This is a genomic window from Clostridium sp. LS (assembly GCF_002760435.1).
Taxonomy (GTDB): Bacteria; Bacillota; Clostridia; order Clostridiales; family Clostridiaceae; genus Clostridium.
The window spans coordinates 25,217-45,054 of sequence record NZ_AUUU01000080.1 but is presented as its reverse complement, the minus strand read 5'-3'; the positions used below and the strand labels follow the sequence as shown (position 1 = coordinate 45,054).

21 protein-coding genes are annotated in these 19,838 nt (G+C 30.4%); 8 read left to right on the top strand and 13 right to left on the bottom strand.

All coding sequences use genetic code 11. The annotated features are described in order from the left end of the window. Positions 1-148: 148 nt before the first annotated feature. Positions 149-1,480 (bottom strand): PLP-dependent aminotransferase family protein, encoded by a 1,332-nt coding sequence (locus COL3_RS18065; RefSeq protein WP_008423170.1) that lies wholly within the window; start codon positions 1,478-1,480, stop codon positions 149-151. Between the two features lie 165 nt (positions 1,481-1,645). On the opposite strand from COL3_RS18065, the gene COL3_RS18060 reads away from it, so the two are divergent. Then, positions 1,646-2,980, top strand: coding sequence for an MATE family efflux transporter (locus tag COL3_RS18060; protein WP_008423168.1), 1,335 nt, complete (start codon positions 1,646-1,648; stop codon positions 2,978-2,980). 59 nt (positions 2,981-3,039) lie between these two features. On the opposite strand, the gene buk is transcribed toward COL3_RS18060, so the two are convergent. Both buk and tlp read right to left on the bottom strand, forming a co-directional pair. Then, positions 3,040-4,110, bottom strand: coding sequence for a butyrate kinase (gene buk, locus COL3_RS18055; RefSeq protein WP_008423166.1), 1,071 nt, complete (start codon positions 4,108-4,110; stop codon positions 3,040-3,042). A gap of 313 nt (positions 4,111-4,423) precedes the next feature. Continuing rightward, complete coding sequence (tlp, locus tag COL3_RS18050) at positions 4,424-4,651, bottom strand: small acid-soluble spore protein Tlp (protein ID WP_008423164.1); 228 nt, start codon at positions 4,649-4,651, stop codon at positions 4,424-4,426. A 222-nt stretch (positions 4,652-4,873) separates the two neighbouring features. Between tlp and COL3_RS18045 the strand changes: the two genes are divergently transcribed. From COL3_RS18045 to COL3_RS18030, 4 genes are read left to right on the top strand one after another with little or no spacing between them, the layout of a single operon-like run. Then, the gene (locus COL3_RS18045) at positions 4,874-5,062 is read left to right on the top strand and encodes a hypothetical protein (RefSeq protein ID WP_008423162.1); all 189 of its coding nucleotides are present in this window, start codon (positions 4,874-4,876) and stop codon (positions 5,060-5,062) included. A 31-nt stretch (positions 5,063-5,093) separates the two neighbouring features. Beyond that, positions 5,094-5,375: a spore coat protein gene (locus COL3_RS18040; RefSeq protein ID WP_008423159.1), complete on the top strand. Its 282-nt coding sequence runs from the start codon at positions 5,094-5,096 to the stop codon at positions 5,373-5,375. Between the two features lie 51 nt (positions 5,376-5,426). After that, positions 5,427-5,657, top strand: a complete 231-nt coding sequence (locus COL3_RS18035) for a hypothetical protein (protein WP_008423158.1) — start codon at positions 5,427-5,429, stop codon at positions 5,655-5,657. Between the two features lie 19 nt (positions 5,658-5,676). After that, positions 5,677-5,967, top strand: a complete 291-nt coding sequence (locus COL3_RS18030) for a spore coat protein (RefSeq protein WP_008423156.1) — start codon at positions 5,677-5,679, stop codon at positions 5,965-5,967. Positions 5,968-6,011: 44 nt separating this feature from the next. Here COL3_RS18030 and COL3_RS18025 read toward each other — a convergent pair whose 3' ends face one another. The 3 genes from COL3_RS18025 to COL3_RS18015 all read right to left on the bottom strand — a co-directional run bounded on the left by COL3_RS18025 (position 6,012) and on the right by COL3_RS18015 (position 8,170). Then, the gene (locus COL3_RS18025; protein ID WP_008423154.1) at positions 6,012-6,770 is read right to left on the bottom strand and encodes a methyltransferase domain-containing protein; all 759 of its coding nucleotides are present in this window, start codon (positions 6,768-6,770) and stop codon (positions 6,012-6,014) included. A 139-nt stretch (positions 6,771-6,909) separates the two neighbouring features. Beyond that, positions 6,910-7,848, bottom strand: a complete 939-nt coding sequence (locus COL3_RS18020; protein ID WP_008423151.1) for an N-acetyltransferase — start codon at positions 7,846-7,848, stop codon at positions 6,910-6,912. Positions 7,849-7,882: 34 nt separating this feature from the next. Next, positions 7,883-8,170 (bottom strand): YciI family protein, encoded by a 288-nt coding sequence (locus COL3_RS18015; RefSeq protein WP_008423148.1) that lies wholly within the window; start codon positions 8,168-8,170, stop codon positions 7,883-7,885. 111 nt (positions 8,171-8,281) lie between these two features. Between COL3_RS18015 and COL3_RS18010 the strand changes: the two genes are divergently transcribed. Next, positions 8,282-9,616 (top strand): PLP-dependent aminotransferase family protein, encoded by a 1,335-nt coding sequence (locus COL3_RS18010; RefSeq protein WP_008423146.1) that lies wholly within the window; start codon positions 8,282-8,284, stop codon positions 9,614-9,616. 115 nt (positions 9,617-9,731) lie between these two features. Here the strand turns inward: COL3_RS18010 and COL3_RS18005 are convergent, their stop codons facing one another. Continuing rightward, complete coding sequence (locus tag COL3_RS18005) at positions 9,732-10,640, bottom strand: ROK family protein (RefSeq protein WP_008423143.1); 909 nt, start codon at positions 10,638-10,640, stop codon at positions 9,732-9,734. Positions 10,641-11,042: 402 nt separating this feature from the next. Between COL3_RS18005 and COL3_RS18000 the strand changes: the two genes are divergently transcribed. Then, complete coding sequence (locus COL3_RS18000; protein ID WP_008423140.1) at positions 11,043-11,912, top strand: AraC family transcriptional regulator; 870 nt, start codon at positions 11,043-11,045, stop codon at positions 11,910-11,912. Between the two features lie 84 nt (positions 11,913-11,996). On the opposite strand, the gene COL3_RS17995 is transcribed toward COL3_RS18000, so the two are convergent. After that, positions 11,997-13,334 carry a glycoside hydrolase family 30 beta sandwich domain-containing protein gene (locus COL3_RS17995; protein WP_008423138.1) on the bottom strand — a complete coding sequence of 446 codons (1,338 nt, stop codon included), beginning with the start codon at positions 13,332-13,334 and terminating at the stop codon, positions 11,997-11,999. A gap of 365 nt (positions 13,335-13,699) precedes the next feature. On the opposite strand from COL3_RS17995, the gene COL3_RS17990 reads away from it, so the two are divergent. Continuing rightward, positions 13,700-15,028, top strand: coding sequence for an APC family permease (locus tag COL3_RS17990; RefSeq protein ID WP_008423136.1), 1,329 nt, complete (start codon positions 13,700-13,702; stop codon positions 15,026-15,028). 342 nt (positions 15,029-15,370) lie between these two features. Here the strand turns inward: COL3_RS17990 and COL3_RS17985 are convergent, their stop codons facing one another. The 5 genes from COL3_RS17985 to COL3_RS17965 all read right to left on the bottom strand — a co-directional run bounded on the left by COL3_RS17985 (position 15,371) and on the right by COL3_RS17965 (position 19,835). Further along, a complete protein-coding gene (locus COL3_RS17985) occupies positions 15,371-16,219 on the bottom strand; it encodes a helix-turn-helix domain-containing protein (protein WP_008423134.1) in 849 nt (282 codons plus the stop codon). Positions 16,220-16,363: 144 nt separating this feature from the next. After that, positions 16,364-16,768, bottom strand: coding sequence for a Rid family hydrolase (locus COL3_RS17980; RefSeq protein WP_008423133.1), 405 nt, complete (start codon positions 16,766-16,768; stop codon positions 16,364-16,366). A gap of 19 nt (positions 16,769-16,787) precedes the next feature. After that, complete coding sequence (locus COL3_RS17975; protein ID WP_008423131.1) at positions 16,788-17,915, bottom strand: FAD-binding oxidoreductase; 1,128 nt, start codon at positions 17,913-17,915, stop codon at positions 16,788-16,790. Position 17,916: 1 nt separating this feature from the next. Further along, complete coding sequence (locus COL3_RS17970; protein WP_008423129.1) at positions 17,917-18,246, bottom strand: (2Fe-2S)-binding protein; 330 nt, start codon at positions 18,244-18,246, stop codon at positions 17,917-17,919. A gap of 11 nt (positions 18,247-18,257) precedes the next feature. Then, entirely contained in the window at positions 18,258-19,835 is a 1,578-nt protein-coding gene (locus COL3_RS17965; RefSeq protein ID WP_008423127.1) for an FAD-dependent oxidoreductase, read from the bottom strand. Positions 19,836-19,838 lie beyond the last annotated feature (3 nt).

Genomic DNA, 19,838 nt, shown 5'->3' with positions numbered 1-19,838 from the left:
TGCCCTCATAGTGGGCCTATTAGGTCAATTTGCCGACACAGCATGATGGAAAATATACTGGCAAATGGACTTGTTATTTTTTTGAATGTGCCTTATTACGTACACTCTAATATACTTATCGTATTAAAGAGGTATAAATTAACTATTTTTAACTGCTAATCTCATTTAATATTATTGAAATTCCTTTTTCAATCTCATTGTTATTTAGTTTACTTATACTGATTCTTATAAATTTGTTATTTACATTATTATTTAAATAATATCTGCTTGAATCACCAATTAAAATATTCTTTGTATATAAATTTTTAATTATATCTCTAACATTCTTATCATTATTAATTTCAAAGCTTGCAAAAAATCCACCCTTAGGTATGTAATATTTATCAATTGGATAATTTTGATTTTTAACTAAATCAAAAAGGAAATTCATCCTTAAATGATACAAATTTTTAATTTCTTTTATGTGTCTATCAAACATACCACTTTTAATATATATCTGTAGTGCCCCTTGAGAAAGCATTGAAGTATTTATATCTGTCCATTTTTTATATTCTCGAAATTTACTGATAAGTTTTGATGGTATTACAGTTGCAGCGATTCTTAGCCCTGGTAGTAATATTTTAGAATAAGTTTTTAGATATATTACTCTTGCTGAAGCATCTAAAGAATATATTGGGTATGATCTCTTATCTACATCTAAATCCCCAAGATAATCATCTTCAACTATATAAACATCGTATTTTTCGCAAAGCTTAAGTATCCTTTGCTTTTCTTTATTAGTATAAGAGTAGCCTGTAGGATTATGAAATCTCGGTATAGTATAGAAAAACTTTATATTTTCATTCCTAAAAATTCTTTCAAGTTCATGAAAGTTTATCCCATCTTCACTTCTATCTATCCCTAATATCTTTACATTATTAAGCTCTAAGGATTTAATAACACCATGATATGTTGGTTGCTCAACTAGTACATTTCTATTCCCATTTGGAAATTCCATCATAGTTAATATGTTTATTGCTTGTTGAGATCCAGAAGTAATAAATATATTCTCTTCATTAGCAAATACCTGATAATTTTGCAATTGCTTTTTTACTACAGTTAATAAATCTTTTAATCCTTGAGTATCTGAATTATGAAACAAATTCTCCTTATAATAATTCATAGCCTGATTTATACAATGCTGAAAGTCTTCATAAGGAACAACGGAGCTATCTGGAGCAGATGTAAAAAAATCAATTTTTTCCGAAACAAGCTTCTCTTCTTTAGTTAAGTTTCTCGCTATAGCATAATGTCCGCTTTTAGGAATCGAGTATGCTATATGCTCCTTTTCTAACAAAGTATACGCCTTTGTTGCAGTTACTTTGCTACAATTAAATTTTTCAGAAATAGTTCTTATTGATGGAAGCTTTTTACCTTGCTTAATACTTCCACTCATTATCCCGTCTTTTATATAATTTATTATAGCTTCATATTTGGTCAAAAGGCTTCCCTCCATATTTATCTGTACTAGTCCACATTCAAAATCCAGTTGTTGTCCATATTTTATAACTATCTTATACTCTTAGTGTACTATAAATGCCAAATAAATTAAATGAAATGAGTACTTTTATTATAATAAAATATTTAAATATGGATGGTGATAAAAATGAAAGATTTAACTAAAGGCAAAGAAGAGTCTGTTATATTAAAATTTACAATCCCAATACTTATAGGAAATATTTTTCAACAGTCATATAATATTGTAGACAGCCTTATAGTAGGTAATCTTCTAGGTAAAAACGCACTTGCTTCTGTTAGTGCCAGTTCTAATATTATGTTTGCTATCTTATTAGTAGTTATGGGATTAACTTTGGGCATTAATATATTAGTTGCTCGATATTTTGGCGCAAAAGACATGCTCAATATAAAAAAGACTATAGATACATCATTCATATTTTCCTTTGTTATATCATTAATAGTTACTATATTAGGATTTATAAATATTTCGCACTTGCTAGTCTTTTTTAATATTCCACTGGAGATAATGTCTGAATCTAAAACTTTTCTTAAAATCCTTTTAATTGGAACTATATCTTCATTTCTTTATAATACTATAAGTAGCATTTTAAGAGGTATGGGTGATTCAAAAACACCTCTGTATTTTCTTATAGCTTCAACTATTCTAAATATTTTTTTGGATTTTTTGTTTATAGGGATTCTTAATTTAGATTCATCATCAGCAGCTGCTGCCACAGTTATATCTCAAACCTTTTCTTTCATTGGGTGCTTTATTTACTTTAATAAAATTTATTATGAATTTAAGTTTAACATTAGAGATATACATTTTGACTTAAGTATACTTAAATTAAGTTTAGACATTGGATTCCCAATTGCAATCCAAAAACTATTTATTGCTGGTGGACTTATAGTTATTCAAGTTTTAACTAATAGCTTTGGAACAGATTCTGTCGCTGCATTAGCCATTGCTGGGAAGCTTGATTCCTTTGCTCAAATGCCAGCTCTTAATTTAGCTGATGCTCTCTCTATTTTTACTGCGCAAAACTTAGGTGCAAATAAACCGTGTAGAGTAAGAAAAGGTTATTATTGTACATTAGCAATAAGCTTTATTGCCTGCATAAGTATAACTAGTATAATTGTTTCATCTTCAAGATTTCTCATGCGGTTATTTGTCAGCGACCTTTTAGTTATTAACATAGGACAAAATTATCTTACTGTAGTTGGATTATTTTATATTGTATATGCAGCTATGGTTGTTACTAATGGTATTTTACTTGGCATGGGTAATTCTTTAATACCAATGATTTCGACTATAATATCACTATGGTGTGTACAAATACCTATTTCAATATTTTTAATTAATAGAATTGGTATAAGCGGTATATGGATTGCTATACCTATTGGTTGGATTGCCGGATTTTCTGTACGATTTCTATATTATCTCTATGGAAACTGTAGAAAGAAAATTCTATTAAATACTTAATTTTTAATTGTGCCTTAAACATATTGCCACTTTTAATTTGGCAATATGTTTATATAAAATTATTTATACTCTTTAACTTCCTCTTCTCCATTTAAAACTCTAATTACTCCTTGCGCCAAAGCAAGCATTTCATCTTCACCAGGATAAACGGTAATCGGAGCTATAAATGATACCCTTTCGCTAATCAAGTTTACTATTGGTTTTCCGTATGCCATACCTCCAGTTAAAATTATAGCATCTACCTTGCCACTAAGTACTGTTGCTGCTGCACCTATATCTTTAGCCACCTGATATCCCATTGCGTCATGCACTAATTTTGCTTTTGGATCTCCTTCTAAGGCTGCATTTTCTACGACTCTTGCATCATTTGTATTAAGGTACGCTACAAACCCACCTTTTCCTGTTATTTTCTTTAAAATTTCTTCTAATGTATACTTTCCGCTAAAGCACATTCTCGCTAAATCACCACTTGGAACGTTTCCACTTCTTTCTGGCGAAAAAGGTCCCTCTCCATCGAGAGCATTGTTAACATCAATTATTTTTCCTTTTTTATGCGCCCCAACAGAAACTCCTCCACCCATATGTGCTACGATAACATTTACATCCTCGTAATTAAGTCCAGATTCTTTTGCATATTTTTTAGCTACCGCCTTCTGATTTAGTGCATGGAAAATACTTTTTCTTGGGAGTTCTGGAATTCCTGATAATCTTGCTATTTCTTCCATTTCATCTACAACTACTGGATCTACAATAAATGCTGGTTTATCTATTGATCCCGCAATTTCATTTGCAATTATAGCACCAAGATTTGATGCATGTTCTCCATTTACGCTTTCCTTCAAATCTTTTAACATATTATCATTTACTTTGTATGTTCCACTTATAATCGGCTTCAACAGTCCTCCTCTGCCAACTACAGCGTCTACCCCCTTTATATCTATTTTATTATCCTCTAACATTTTTAATATAACTTCTGTTCGGAAATTTTGTTGATCTGATATGTGTTTATATTTACTTATTTCTTCTGAAGAATGTCTTAATGTTTCTCCAAAAATTTCTTTTTCATCCTCATATACAGATATTTTTGTTGATGTTGAGCCTGGATTTATTATTAATAATTTATAACTCACACTTTTTCCTCCCTTAAACTTTTATTTTCAATATTCCCACATACTAAAAAAATTAAACCTCATGGCTGCTAAAAATCACTGCATAATTCAAAATCGTTTTAAATATAATATAATTATAATCTAATACCATTATTTTACATATACTTTTTAAAATTGATTCTGCTATTTTTATAAAATAAAGATCACCTGTGAACTTATTAATTCACAAGTGACCTTAAGTGCTAGTTCTTTAATTTATATTATTAGAGGAAATTATAATATTATTTAAAATGGGGTATTTTGTTAAATGCTATATTATGTTCTAAGCTAATCTTTATTTATATCCGTTTTCTTTATCTAGTGCCTCATCCCTAATTTCTTCTCTCATCCCTTGAAGAGACTCTTCTCTTCTTTCATTCTTTTCTCTTAATGCTTGCTTCATTTTAGGATCATCTGTTTTTGCTATCATCTCATCAGCGAGTTCACAATTTAGAATAGTTCTATCAATGTTATATTGAATTCTGTCTACATTATCTGTTCTATCATCTGGCTTATTGTTCATAATTGCATCTCTCCTTTGTTAAAAAATTTAAGGCGACTTATTTACTAAGCGCTTTACTTTTTTATTATGTACAAAAACGTAGTGCATTATGTACAAACACTTAACACATAAATGAAATTAATATTTATTTCAAATTATACTAATAACTTATCTAAATTCATTTATTTTCCACACATTAATGCACATATGGGAGAAATACTATTATAGTCAGGAGGTGATTATATGAATGCACAATTAGCACCACATGAAGTTATTGAGGTTAGAGAACTTATAAGCCAAGAAATGTTAGGTATTAAGAAAATTAGTGCAAGCATAAACATGGTGAATGATGAAGAGTTAAAAAATTTTATGCAAGATTCAATATCTTCAAAGAAGACTGCTCTGCAAAATATACAATCAGTATTATCATAACTAAATTATTACTTAGAAAGGAGACATTTTAATGAATCAAAATACTACTTTATCAGAAAAAGACATTGCTCTTGACTTAATTACAAGTTCAAAAGCAACAATAACAACCCTAGGAAAAGTACTAACAGAAACAACAAATCCTGAGTTGCGTAATACACTTCATGGTCAACTAACTGCTTGTATTAATTCTCACTATAGATTATCAGATATTGCAATGAATAAAGGCTGGTACAATGCTCAAGAGGATCCACAAAAGCAGCTTCAAAATGAATTATCCTCTATTAGTTCACTAACTCAAAATCAGCAAGGTTAATAAATTCATTTATATGTTAAGTCCAAAAACTATAAATCAGGAGGTGAAATCATGAGTAATAATAATAATAATAATAATAATAATAGCTTAGCTCCACATGAAATCCTTGAAATAAGGGAGTTAATGGATACAGATATTATTGGTGCAAAAAAGATTCAAGCTAGCATGTCAATGGTTGAAGATGATGATTTGAAGTCTTTTATGAGCAAATGCTTGGATAGCAAAAAGGATAATATAAATTCAATGCAGACTTTTATTGAAAATAATTTAAATATGCAATAGGAAATAGGAGGTAATTATTATGTCTTTTTTAGATGCGTTACTAGGAAATGATGACTCATCATTATCAGATAAAGATATAGCACTTGATATGGTTAAAGACTCAAAATTTGCTGTTACTTCTTTATCTGCTGCAGCCGCAGAAGCTGTAAATCCGGAGCTGAGAGAAATGTTACGAGGACAATTAGATAAAGCTGTAACTGAACATTTTGAATTGTCAGATATAGTTATAAATAAAGGTTGGTATCCAGCGCAAGACCAACCAATGGAACAACTAAAAAATGAGTATGAAAACTCTCAAAGCTTAAGTTAATTAGTGCATGCAAAAAAGTTAGAGTATAAAATACTCTTATTACTCTAACTTTTTATTCCTACATAAAACTGCACGCATCCATTAGACACATGATTTTCTTCAGAAATACTATCTATAAAAACCTTACAAAATTCAGGATAGTTTTCTCCTAAATACTCTTGTAATCTAACCATCCTTTCTAATCTTGCCTTCCAATTCTCAATAATTTCACTGGAAGCTTTTCCTTTAAAGTTCAGTTCTCTATCATGCCAATCTATTTCTTCAACAGTTACTTTAAGTCCATTTTCCTCCATTAATTTTTTAATTTTACTTCCTATTCTAAAATCATAATTCCCACCTTTTTCAGATTCGTTTTCAAATTTTTTTATTTGATTAAAATATTTATTGTCTACTGACAAATGCTTGGAAAACAGCCCATCTATATCAACAATTGCAAACCATCCTCCGGTATTTAGATAACTTGTCCACTTACGTATAAATAAATTAGGATTTTCCATGTAAGCTAATGCAAAACTAAACCAAATCCCATCATATTTTTCTAATACATTTGGATCTAATTTAGATATATCCGCCAGCGCAAAATTACAAGTATCTTGTTTTTCTCTATTTGCTTCCTCTAATAGATATATATTATTATCAAAGCCAACTACCTTACTTACTTTAGTGGACAATAACTTTGAAACTTTTCCAATAGAACAGCCTAGATCATAAACAATTTGATTTTTATCTAACGGTAATTTTTCTAGATATCTTTCCCATTGGCGCCAATTATTCTGTTTTATATATTCCTCTAATAATGTCATATAAATTCCCTTGCCTTCTATAATATAATGAAAATTTTTACTTATATGTTATCATACTCCTTATATTAATTCAAAAAAACTGCAAATAAACAAAACTTGTTCACTTACAGTAAAATATTCTATAAAATACTTTCAATCTTTATCCAGCTAAACGAGTCAATAATAATGTTCCTTTACTTTCAAAAGGATTAACTTCTCCCATAAGCATCATGACCTGAGTCTTGTCTATTTTGAATTTATGATTTTCCATTAGGTAATTACAAATCTCCTTATTATAAGTATTGCAGTCTATAGATATACTTTCATAGTTAATTTTTTTTGCATACCTGGTACAGAAGTGCATTATAGAATCTATTGCTTCTTTATAATCTATTTTATTATCTATAATTGCTAGTTTTATCTGCAAGTTTTTAGATGAAAAGTCTCTTACTGCCTTTGTATAACAAATTACTATTCCATGAATTTCCCCATAACTTTTTAATGTGAGAATAGTTCCAAAAGATTCTTCCCTTATTAAATTAAGTTCAGAAGCTAAATCAAAACCCATATGTATTTTATTAGACAATGATTTTAGATTTTCTTTTATGGTTAAATAATTTCCTTCATTACTTATATCTATATCGTTAATATCATACTTGTTAGATTCTATAGAATCCTCTTTACTTGTAAAATCAAGCTGCCTTTTCATGCTTAACGAAAGCTTAAGTGGTGTAAAATCAAGATTCATATAAAAACCTACATTGTACTGAGATTCTGGCATAGTATTAAGACCAATAGTTGATACCTTATAATCTTCTTTTAAGATTCTTATAGTTTCATTTATTAAAACTTTTCCGATACCTTTTCCTTGATATTCAGTATGCACTCCAAAAGGACCAAACCAGCCAAAAGATCCCCATATATGTATAAAGTTAAATCCGACAACTTTATTATTTACTTCATATACAATACTTGAATTATTACTTGCTTGCATATATCCGCGTATTCCTTCTGTAGTTCTTTCAACATCAATTTTAAAACATACTTTATCTATTTTCTTTATCTCTTCAATATCTCTAAGTTCCATTTTTCTTATCATTTTAAAATCTCCTTATATGATGTAATTAATGACTTTATAAAATAAATTCCTTGAAATTCTCTGCGTATTTAGTTGGTATAAACTCTATAATTTCGTATTTTGCAATATTATTTTTGTAAAAAGGATCTTCTTTAATTATTGAATTTATTTCCTCTTTATTTTTACCATTACATAATATTATTCCACCTACTTTTGGTTCTTGTCTTCCAGAACATATAAATTTATTTAAATCATAATATTTTTTTAGAAAAACATTGTGATCATCTAAATACCTCATAACATCCTCTATTGTTTTTTCATATTTTAAAACTATTATAAACATAATATTTCTCCCCCTTGAATTATATGGTTATGGTACAATTAAATTGTAAATTATAAAATATACTTATTCAATTTATAAAAATTCACATTGTACTAGTACAAAAGGAGACATATGAGTAAATATAATGATATAGTTAATTTTATTAATAATCAAATTGATAATGGCAGTATAAAACATAATGAGAAAATGCCTACAATCAGAGAATTATCTGATAGATTTAGCTGCAGTAAGCAAACTGTTGTGCATGCTTATGAGAAACTTCAAAAAGAACATATTGTTTATTCTATACCTCAAAGTGGTTATTACTTAGTCGATAAGAAAAAACTACATCTAGATAAAGAAAATACAATTATAGATTTTTCAGCTGGTTCACCTGATGAAAGTATATTAGCCTATGAAGAATTTCAGCACTGCTTAAATCAAGCTATAGAAATATATAAAATTACCCTTTTCAATTACTCATCGCCACAAGGGCTCCCAGGATTAATTGGGACGCTAAAGACTTTTTTTGAAGATTATCAAATTTTTTGTTCCCCGGACGATATTTATATAACTTCTGGTTCACAACAAGCAATTAATATACTCTGCAGTATGCCTTTTCCAAACGGAAAAAGCAATGTCCTTGTAGAGCAGCCAACTTATCATGGCACATTAAAAGCTCTGGAAACTACTAATACTTCTGTTATCGGCATTGAAAGAAAGTTTAATGGAATAAATCTTGAGGAACTTGAAAAAAAATTTGCTCATGGAAGTATAAAATGTTTTTATACAATTCCACGTTTTAGCAATCCTCTTGGAGTAAGTTATTCAAATGAAGAAAAGAGACAAATAATAAGATTAGCTGAAAAGTATGATGTTTATATAATAGAAGATGATTATCTTGGGGATTTAGAGAATAAAAATAATGTTTATCCAATGTATTACAACGATGTTTCATCTAGAGTTGCATATATAAAGAGTTTCTCAAAAGTGCTTCTTCCCGGACTTAGAATTGCTGCTGTTGTTTTACCTAAGATATTAAGGAATACTTTTGAAGAATACAAGCGATGGATGGATTTAAATACCTCTGTACTATCCCAAGGCGCTTTAGATATTTATATTAAGAGCGGGATGTTTAAAGCAAATAGAAATCGTATAAGAACCATATACAAGGATAGAATGGCTGCCTTAAATAATGCATCTAAAAAAATTAATATTTCAAGTATAAAATGGCATATTCCAGACACTGGATTTTACGGATGTATTGAATTTTTAGATAACATTAATATTGATTGGTTGATTAACGAATGTGGTAAAAAGGATATTATTATCAAAGATATGCGTGAAAACTATTTAAAAGACTACTTTAACAATGATATTTTGAAGATAAGCGTTGGAAGTTCTAAAATATCTGATATAGAAAATGGAGTTGTTGATATACTAAAAATAATTGAAAGATCTGTATGAATAGAATTTTACTTAATCTAAATGATCTATCTTTTCCAATGTAATAGAACATGATTGTAACAACAGCCATGTTCTATATTCAAATTTTACCTAAAATAAAAATCAATCTAAAAACTTAATTATGATTTAGAAAACTAAATAAGGCACCTATTAAATTGGCATCATTTCTGAATTTGCATCTAACTACATTTAATTTGGGAATATAAAAATCAGAACCATTAATTTTTTTAAAGTTTTCACGGTACTTGTCTATGTTTTTCTGAATATATTCTATTAATATATCTTGGCTGCTTATACCTCCACCAATTGCATATACCTCTGAATCTAAGACACAATGTAAGTTAAAAATTTGAACAGCTAATTTGTAAGTAAAATCATCTAGTACCTTAAGAACATCTTCATCTTTATTATTTGCATAATCGAATACTCTATATCCGTCTAATTCTTCTATAGGCATATTTTTTGCTTTGGCGACAGCTTGTATTAATGCTTTGGAGCCGCTAACAGCCCCCCACCAGTTTTCACTACTTTTAGTATCATTAATATTAGTAGACATAAAACTGAATTCTCCAGCGAAAAAGTTTTTACCTTTATGTAGTTTCTTATCTGTAATTATTCCTCCACCTACTCCAGTTCCAAGAACAATAACTACTCCATCATTATAATCTTTTAAGCTTCCTTTCCATACTTCTGCTAGAGCTGCACACTTCCCATCATTTTCTATTGTTATCTTTGTTGGACATCTTTCTTGTAATATCTTTACAATCTCTTTCCCATTATTATAAGTTAATGCTCCTCCTGTATAAGCATAACCTCTTTCACTATCTAATACTCCAGGCATACTTATAGCCATTCCCTCTATTTCATCTTTATATTGATCATATATTTTGCCAACGGTTTCAACAAAACTTTCAATACTGTCCATAGGTGTTGGCTTTTTCCCTTTTTCAATGAAATCTAATTCCTTTGTCATTAGTGCGTATTTAACAGCACTACCGCCAATATCTAAAACTAAATACTTCATCCTTTCACTCCCTGCCATATGCAATTACTTACTTCTAAACTTATGTGCATATAATTAGTTATACCTCTATAATAGCTCAGATTTTCATCTTAACCAATAACGTAATTTATTCAAAATACCTCACATTTTTTAATGCTGATTGTTTTCTTCAATAACTATTAAATCCCAAGAGTTTAATAGTTGTATTTTTAATTAGTAATCTCTAGTTGCACATAGTTTTTACTTATAATAAAATTAAAATATAATTTTTTGTTAAACATTTTCAACTGTTTGAATAAATTATATCAATTTTTTCTTTTATAAATTAGTAATATTATTGACCTAATTTAGGTTGTTTTTTGTCCTAATTTTAAATTGTTAGATTGCTGTAACTATTTAAATAAAAAGATTGTAGGTGGTTTTATGGAATTTAAACATGAATTAGTTAAACCAAATGAAGATATTAGAGTAATGTTCGCTAATATAGAAGATAATGCCAGAATTATACCTAAGCATTGGCATAATCATATGGAGATTATTTATATTTTAGATGGTTATCTTGAAGTGCATATAAATAATTCTAAGTATTTAATTGAAAAAGATCAGTTAATAGTAATAAGTCCAAGAGATATTCACTCAACAGCTAATAAGGATTCCAATACATCAATACTTTTACAAATTCCCTACGAACTTTTGGAAGATAGTATTGAGGATGTTCAAAATGTCTATTTTAAATGTAATCCTTATATGGAAGACAACAATTATTTTATTTATCAAAATGATATAAAAGTTCTTTTGAAGTCTTTTGCAGAAATTTATAAAAACAAACCTCTTGGTTATAAACTTAAAATTAATAGTTTAATTTATGATTTGCTATTTATTCTAGTAAGTCATTTTAGTACTTCTTTGCCAAAATTAAATATGCAAAAAACAATTCGATATTTAGATAGATTGGAATTAATAACAAAGTATGTTAAAAGCCATTATGCAGAATGTATAAGCTTAGATGACATATCAGCACATGCTGGATTAAATCCTGAATACTTTTCAAGGTTTTTTAAAAAGTATATGGGAACAACCTTTTTAAAGTATTTAAACAGTATACGATTAGAACATTTTTATACTGATTTAATAAACACTGATTATAGTATTACTGAACTTATTGAAAAAAATGGCTTCACAAACTATAAAATGTTTATGAAATTATTTAAAGATACTTATGGATATACTCCAAGTAAAACCAGAAAGTTAGTTTTAGAAGCTAATTTTAAAAATTCGAAATTTCAATTTTAACTCTAAAATTATATCCATATAATTCTCTAATTTTCAAATCATATAAATATTAATTTCTTTTAATCGAGATTCAGGTACTTTTTGTCATGCTTGTACATAAAAAGTATTAACTGAATGAGATTTAATAATTGTAGAAAAACTTGTATCTTTATACTTGAATGTAAATTCTCTTTCACTATCCATTGCATTGCCAACAATGGCTACTAATTCGCCATTAGGATTTTTAAATACTATAGAATTTGAAGTCCAGTGTCCTGTAGTTACTATTCTCTTAGCTTCTGGCTTTACAAAATGTGAAAAATGCTTCATCACATAAAACTCTGGTTCATAAACTACTTCTTTTGTTTCTGGATCAATTGTTATCATAGTATTTTGTTCCCAACCCCAAGTACTTACTCCGCCTTTAGGTAAAACCATATTCCAATAAGAATAACTTTCAACATTGTGAGTGAAATAATGCCAGAAAAGTCCAAAAACATATTCAGCATGTGTCCACGTATTTTTACCATCTCCACATTCATTTTCAGTCTGCATAAGTCTTACCTCAGGATAGCTTAATGCAACCTGTTCAATTACATGTTTTCCTCCCCACTGAAAGCCTGCTCCTGTTATATACTTTCTTGCCTCTTTATCAGAAAGTACTGTATTTACACATTGATCATAAAACTGTGAAAACGGTGCTCCATAACCTGGAAGCTGAAAATCTACAAATGGCCCATTTATTGTACCAAGCCAAATTTCTGTATCAATTCCTTTTTCCTCAAATACTGGTCCAAGATGATTCTTAATAAAATCTCTCATTTCCTTACCTGTCCACATGCATGATGGGAATTTTTGATCAGCATGAGGTTCATTTTGAATATGAATTTGCTCAATTTTTATCCCTGCTTTTTCATATGCTTTTACATATTTAACAAAATAATTTGCATAAGCATCTAGGTTTTCTTTTTCCCAGCATAATGTCCCATAATTGTATACTTTCTTAGTTTTCATCCATGTTGGAGGACTCCAAGGGGAAGCAAATAGTGACATATTAGGCTTACGAATTAATGCTTCCTTTAAATAAGGCAATAAATATTCTTCATCCCTTTTTATGCTGAAATCTTTTAATTCATAATCTTCATCTGTTTCATCATAGCTATGCCACTCAAGAGCATAATCGCTAGCCCCTATTGGCAAACGACCTATATTTAAATTTAAACCCTTCTCTGTAAACAAATTATCTAAAATTTCATTTCTGCTGCTTTCATCTATTCTTTTTAATACATCCCAGCTGATTTCATTAAAACATCCACCAAAGCCCTTTACAATTTGCTTTGTTTCATCGGTTATTTCCAATGTATCTTCATATTCTGCATTTTGAATTTGTCCTTCTTGCCAGTAAATTTTATCACTACTATAAATGTGTTTAATTTTCCTCACTTTCATCCCTCCTGAAATCAATAACTTATTACTTATTTATATATGAATAATATAAAGGTTAAATTTGATATCATTTACAATAATAATTTTAACAAAACTATAGTTTTCATTTTAGTATCTTTATTGACGTAAACCTAGTATCTTTTTGACCTAATCTGCGAATCCTTCAACTACAATAACCATTCCATTGTTCCGAATTTTACAATCTTTAAAAATTTAAATTTGCTATTATAGCTAAAAGAAGGTTCTTCCTAACAAACATTTATTTAAGAGAAATTTTTTATTAAATTTAGGGCAAGGGTGCTCTGCTTTAGCAGAATACTCTTGCCTTTTTTATAATTTTAAATATAATGGAGGTTTTTATTATGGAACACGGAAAATTAAAACGAACTTTGAAAACGAGCGATTTAGTAATTTTTGGACTGGTATTTATGATACCACTGGCCCCTGCTGGTATGTATGGTGTATATTTAGCACCTTCTGGAGGGATGGTTGCATTATGCTACTTAATAGGAATGGTCGCTATGTTCTTTACCGGGATGAGTTACCGGGTGATGTCACAAAAGTTTCCAACAGCAGGTTCTGTATACGTATATGTTCAGAAAGGTGTATCACCTTCATTAGGTTTTTTAACAGGCTGGGCCATATTATTAGATTATTTCTTAATGCCTGCAACTGTTGTTATTATTGGAAGTGTTTATGGCAATGCTCTCATACCTTGGATTCCAGCCTGGATTTGGATACTACTATTTATATCATTTAGTACAGTTATTAATGTTTTAGGAGTAGATCTGATGTCTAAATGCAGCTGGATATTATTTGCATTGCAGATAGTTGTAATTGTAGCCTTTATAGGATGTATTATCAGGCTTCTATTTAATGGAACCATTCATTTTAACATGATTTCATTTTATAACCCTGAACAATTTGATTTATCTAGTATCCTTAAGGCAACAGGTATTGTTATTCTTAGCTACTTAGGATATGATGCAATTAGTACATTAGCAGAAGAAACTATTAATCCTGAGAAATCTGTAGGAAAAGCAATTATACTTTCAATTTTAATCATTGGATTAATATTTATTGCAACCACTTTTTTTGCAGGAATGGCTTATCCAAATTATCAAGACTTAAATCCTGATACTGCTTTTACAGATGTAGTTACTTTTGTAGGTGGGACATGGCTTAATATATTAACAACTATTACATTGATTGTTTCCTTTGGAATAGCAACGACACAAGCTTCACAAGTAGCAGTTGCTAGAGTGCTTTTTGCAATGGGACGGGATGGAGTATTGCCAAAGCAGCTGGCATATGTTAGTGAAAAAACACAGAGCCCTGTAGTTGCTACTGTATTAGTAGGAATCATAATAACACCTATTTCACTGTTTTGTTCTCTTGATTTTATCACTTCAATTGTAAGCTTTGGTGCCTTACTGGGCTTCATTTTATTAAATATTGCAGTAATCAGCAGATTTTTACTAAAAAATAATGAACCAATCAGCTTAGGAAAGAAAATAATCAATTACGGAATATGTCCTATAATCGGCTTAGCAGTAACTGTGTGGATTTTTATTAATCTAGATACGAATGCACACTTAATTGGAGCAATTTGGCTGCTAGTTGGTTTTTTATACTTAGCAGTGGTTACAAAATTCTTTAATAATCCTGTTCCACAGTTAGAGTTAAATTAATAAAAATCACAACTACTCGCTAAGTGATGTTATAAATAGAAATAGAAGTAGACATAGGTGGAATTACCTATTGTCTGCTTTTTTGATGTAAACTAAAAAAGGAATCATATTATGGGCCTACCTAAGGAACTAAGATAATACAATTATAGAATAAATTAATGAATGGGTTAAGTCAGAACTACGTTGTGGCTATACACAATGCGGATTCCTCTAATCCTAATAGTGTCCTTTTGAATCTTCTACTTTGAATTAACAACTTCATTCTTTTTCAGCACGCAAAAAGTACACTGATAATCATATTAGCAATATAGTTATCAGTGTACCATTTTCGTTTATGATAAGTTATATGATTACTATTCGTTTTTTATATTCTATCTCTTGTAATGAGTGTATATATTTGCTAGGTGTTTTGTTGGTAAATTCATAAAAATCTTTAATCATATGAGATTGGTCATAGTATCCTAAATCCGTAGAAATTTGCGCTAAGTTAGAATCAGATATATCTTTATCAAAATCATTTAATATACTCAAAAGATATTGAAATCTCATTAATTTGCAAAATACTTTTGGTGATAAACCAAACTCTTGAGAAAACGTCTTATTAATATATCTAACTGAATATCCTGTTGCTTCTGCAAGTTCGTTAATTTTAATTTTCCCTGCTGTCTGCATAATGTTATTCATGATATATTTCTTTAAATCCTTGTATTTATTTATCTCTTCCAAATTAACATAAAGCTTTATATATCTCTCCAAAAACACCTGTATCTGATAGTTAAAATCTCTGCTGGTAGTAATTTTTTCAAACAGCTCCCTATCTTCCATTACTTCTAAGAAAGGAATTTCCTGCTCCACTAAGTCTGACATAGTGATATTCTTAAATTTAAATGGACTTCCTGGCAAAAATCTTACTCCAAAAAAATATTTATTTTGATTGTTATGAGTTAAAGTAGGACGGAGAACTGTTCCGCATACATGCGCATATGGGTCATTATCATCGCAACAAAACAATATATCAATACATCCATCCGGAACTGCAATAAATGAATTTTTTATTGTATCTTCTTTCTGAAAACAATAAAAATGAGAAATTCCATAATTCATTACAACTGCTTTATAGTAATGTGATGTAGTCATTACAAAATACGGTTGCTTAGGACAAATAATTATATCTTTTAATCCTACACTCATCAATTCTCCCCCACTTTTTTACTAATTATAATCAAGTTATTTCTCGAACTACATATGATATTCATAGTATTTATTTAAAAAAACCTACTTACACTTATCATAACTATATATTATTTTAGATCAATTGAAAACATATTTGTGTATCTATTCTACCCTTGCTCCAATAACTGCATCGATTTCTATTTCAACTAATTGAGAGGGACGATTAAGCATAGGAGTTCCAACAACTGTAAAAAGCGGCTTAATATCATGAAAAATCTCTGAATAAGCTTTTGCAATTTCAGGTGCAAATTTCATATCAGTTGAATATCCCTTTATTTTTATAACTTCTTCTTTTTTTGAACCTGATCTCTCAAGTAAGTCAACTAATTTTTCAAGAATGTACTTTGTCTGCTCGTAAGCACTGCCTTCACCATATACTGTACCATCAGGTTGCACCGATGTAGTACCTCCAATATAAACAAATGGACCAACTTTAACCATTCTTGAGTATCCAGTCTTCTCCTCTAAAGGAGCCCCTGATGAATAATTTACTCTAACTAACTCCATGTAAATTCTCCTTTTTAATTTATATTTTAGCTTTGAATCTATCATAACGGAAAGCACTTATATCTAGGGTTGTTTCAACTCCTTCTACCATTTCTGATAAGAGCATACCTACTGTTGGAGAGATCCCAAAGCCATGTCCACAAAATGCACATGCAAGTATAAGTCCAGGAACTTCTTCTACATGGCTTATGACAGGTACGTGATCTTTACAATCATCTATCCAGCCTGCCCAGGTACGAACTATTTTAGCATCTTTTAGGTCTGGGAAATACTTCATTATTCCTCTACAGATACACGAAGCGGTAATACTTGCCGTAGTTGGTGTTCCATTATCTTTATTAAGAGCTTCATAACCTGATGTACCACCAAATACAAAAGAACCATGTTTACTTTGATGTCCATAAAAATCTGCTTCAGCAGTACCAAGCATTTGGTAAAACATTGGCTTTTGAGCTTCTGTAACAAGAACTTCTAGCAGAACCTTATTCATTGGAATATCAATCCCCACTGTAGCAGCTATCTTTCGACTTTCATAACCTGCTGCAAGAATTATATGATTTCCTTCATATACATTATTTTTAGTTACTACCTGTCGTACTTTTCCTCTTATTTTTCTAATTTCAATAACTTCTTCACCTGTGATAAAATGAGCACCTAATTCTCTTGCTTTACGATAAAATCCTAAGGTTGTAGTTAAAGGATTGGCGTGTCCATCAGTTGGACACCAGCTTGCACCAATAACTTCTTCTGAAAGATATGGATTAATCTCTCTTACTTCATCACCAGAAATTATGTTTACATCGAGACCACATTCTTGAGCATTCTTGGCAAGATTGGTTAGTATCTTCATATGTTCTACTGTTTTACCTAATCTTAGATTACCTTCTTGATAATATTCCACATCTACCCCTAATTCTTCTGATAGATTTGGCCAAAGATTCTTTATACCATACATAGCAAGTGGAAGTTCTCTTTTATCACGTCCAGATTGACGAACTCCTCCACCATTTCTTGTTGAACCTCCATCTCCAATACTGTCACCTTTATCGAGGACAATAACTGAATGGCCTTTTCTTGATAAATAGTATGCTGCAGCATTACCTATTACCCCACTTCCAATAATTATTACGTCAGCAGAATTTTTCATGTTATTTCCCTCCTATTTTTTCATTTCCAAGAACTTTCATTTCTATAGGTCTCATAGGTGCACGTGATACTGCTGGTTCTAATTCTAAAGGTGATATTTTAAGCTCTCTTGCTACAATCCCCTTAACTAATTTACCGCAGGTTTGACCTTGGCATAATCCCATACTTGTTCTTAGATATCTTCTTATTTCCGTTATTGTGAACATTCCATCATGTACTGCTTTTCTGATTTCACCTTTTGTAATTTCTTCACAGCGGCAGATTATCATATCATCATCAGCTTGCGGAATGAATTCACCTATATCTCTTGACCTATCATTTACTTTATTCATAATCTTACCTCCTATGCTTGCTTAAAAAATCTTACTTTCATTCCCATTTCACTTGGAACCTTTATTGTCAATAAATTAGTGTGGTCAAAGGCTTTAACTGATTTAACATCTATAACTTCTACTTCACATACTTCTTTTCCACTTCTGTCGAGTCCAATTCCCTTTATACCTTTCTCTGGTAATGGTAGAAACTCATAGGGAAGTGTCACTAAAGTATAACCTTCTTCATAATCTTCATTTACAAGGAAAATTGATTGACCAGAACAAGATGCAACGCACATACCACAGCCAATACATGTTGATTCTTCATCAACAACTGGAAGAGAGGTAATATTTGCTCCAATCTTAATGCAGTTTTTAGGGCATGCATCTTGGCATGGATTACAAGGAATATTTTGCGAACATTCTATTACAGGATGAATTCCTTTAATTGATTTTACTCCTGGATATTTTATAACTTCTTCATCAGTTAAATATCCCTTTTTAAGAAGATTCTTTGAAACATCAAAACCTTCTTCTGTTTTATAAATGTCCTTTCCTTTACTTTCTGGACCAAACATACCTTGTCTTAAACTAGATAAAGCTTTTTCTAATTCTTCAGTTTTTTCCTTTAATTCCTCTTCTCCTATGAATCCTAATCTATGAGAAGCTGCCACTCCAGCAATTCTTCCCTCTATCATAGCCGAACTTGCCTCTTCTATTCCCGAAACATCACCAGCTGCAAATATTCCTTTAATAGATGTTTCACCATATTTATTACAAACAGGAACATATCCACCCTTCTTAGGATTTTCCTCCATAGTGCATCCAGCCATTTTAGTAAGCTGAGACATAGGAGAAAGACCTACTGCAAGACATATAGTATCAACGTCAAAATTCTTTTCTGTTCCAGGTATTATCTGCCACTTGCTGTCAACTTCACCAATAGTAACTCCTGTAACAGATTCCTCTCCTTCAGCTTTGATTATGGTGTGAGATAAATAGAATGGAACTCCACATCTAGCTACCTTTGCCGCATGAACGCCATATCCTCCAATCTTAGGCGCTGCATCTACAATTGCAACTACTTCACAACCACATTGTATAAGTTGGTATCCTACAACTACCCCAACATTACCACTTCCAAGCATAAGTATTTTATTTCCTGGCTTTACGCCATGAAGGTTCATCATTGTTTGTGCCGCTCCTGCACCTATTACTCCTGGCAGCGTCCATCCGTCAAAGGTAACCATATTTTCAGATGCACCTGTTGCAATTATTATTGCATCACCTTTGTAATGAACAACTTCATCATTTATCTTTACAGTAACTTCCTTATCTAAATAAAGACCAATTACTATAGCATTTAAAACGACTTCTACTCCTGCCTCATTTGCTTCCTTTAAAAGTTCTTCACCGATTTTAAAACCTCTTACCTTTGCTCTATGTTCTTTTGAACCAAAAAATTTGTGTATCTGTTTAAATAATTGTCCTCCTGGTTTAGAATTTTCGTCAAATACAACAACCTTTAGCCCTCTTTTTGCTGCTTCTATAGCTGCTGAAAGTCCAGCTGGCCCTGCACCAACGACAATACAATCATATCTTTTCATACG

Coding starts and splice junctions, on each gene's coding strand:
- COL3_RS18060 (WP_008423168.1), top strand. CDS start 1,646: ATGAAAGATTTAACTAAAGGCAAAGAAGAGTCTGTTATATTAAAATTT.
- tlp (WP_008423164.1), bottom strand. CDS start 4,651: ATGAACAATAAGCCAGATGATAGAACAGATAATGTAGACAGAATTCAA.
- COL3_RS18045 (WP_008423162.1), top strand. CDS start 4,874: ATGAATGCACAATTAGCACCACATGAAGTTATTGAGGTTAGAGAACTT.
- COL3_RS18040 (WP_008423159.1), top strand. CDS start 5,094: ATGAATCAAAATACTACTTTATCAGAAAAAGACATTGCTCTTGACTTA.
- COL3_RS18035 (WP_008423158.1), top strand. CDS start 5,427: ATGAGTAATAATAATAATAATAATAATAATAATAGCTTAGCTCCACAT.
- COL3_RS18030 (WP_008423156.1), top strand. CDS start 5,677: ATGTCTTTTTTAGATGCGTTACTAGGAAATGATGACTCATCATTATCA.
- COL3_RS18025 (WP_008423154.1), bottom strand. CDS start 6,770: ATGACATTATTAGAGGAATATATAAAACAGAATAATTGGCGCCAATGG.
- COL3_RS18020 (WP_008423151.1), bottom strand. CDS start 7,848: ATGATAAGAAAAATGGAACTTAGAGATATTGAAGAGATAAAGAAAATA.
- COL3_RS18015 (WP_008423148.1), bottom strand. CDS start 8,170: ATGTTTATAATAGTTTTAAAATATGAAAAAACAATAGAGGATGTTATG.
- COL3_RS18010 (WP_008423146.1), top strand. CDS start 8,282: ATGAGTAAATATAATGATATAGTTAATTTTATTAATAATCAAATTGAT.
- COL3_RS18005 (WP_008423143.1), bottom strand. CDS start 10,640: ATGAAGTATTTAGTTTTAGATATTGGCGGTAGTGCTGTTAAATACGCA.
- COL3_RS18000 (WP_008423140.1), top strand. CDS start 11,043: ATGGAATTTAAACATGAATTAGTTAAACCAAATGAAGATATTAGAGTA.
- COL3_RS17990 (WP_008423136.1), top strand. CDS start 13,700: ATGGAACACGGAAAATTAAAACGAACTTTGAAAACGAGCGATTTAGTA.
- COL3_RS17985 (WP_008423134.1), bottom strand. CDS start 16,219: ATGAGTGTAGGATTAAAAGATATAATTATTTGTCCTAAGCAACCGTAT.
- COL3_RS17980 (WP_008423133.1), bottom strand. CDS start 16,768: ATGGAGTTAGTTAGAGTAAATTATTCATCAGGGGCTCCTTTAGAGGAG.
- COL3_RS17975 (WP_008423131.1), bottom strand. CDS start 17,915: ATGAAAAATTCTGCTGACGTAATAATTATTGGAAGTGGGGTAATAGGT.
- COL3_RS17970 (WP_008423129.1), bottom strand. CDS start 18,246: ATGAATAAAGTAAATGATAGGTCAAGAGATATAGGTGAATTCATTCCG.
- COL3_RS17965 (WP_008423127.1), bottom strand. CDS start 19,835: ATGAAAAGATATGATTGTATTGTCGTTGGTGCAGGGCCAGCTGGACTT.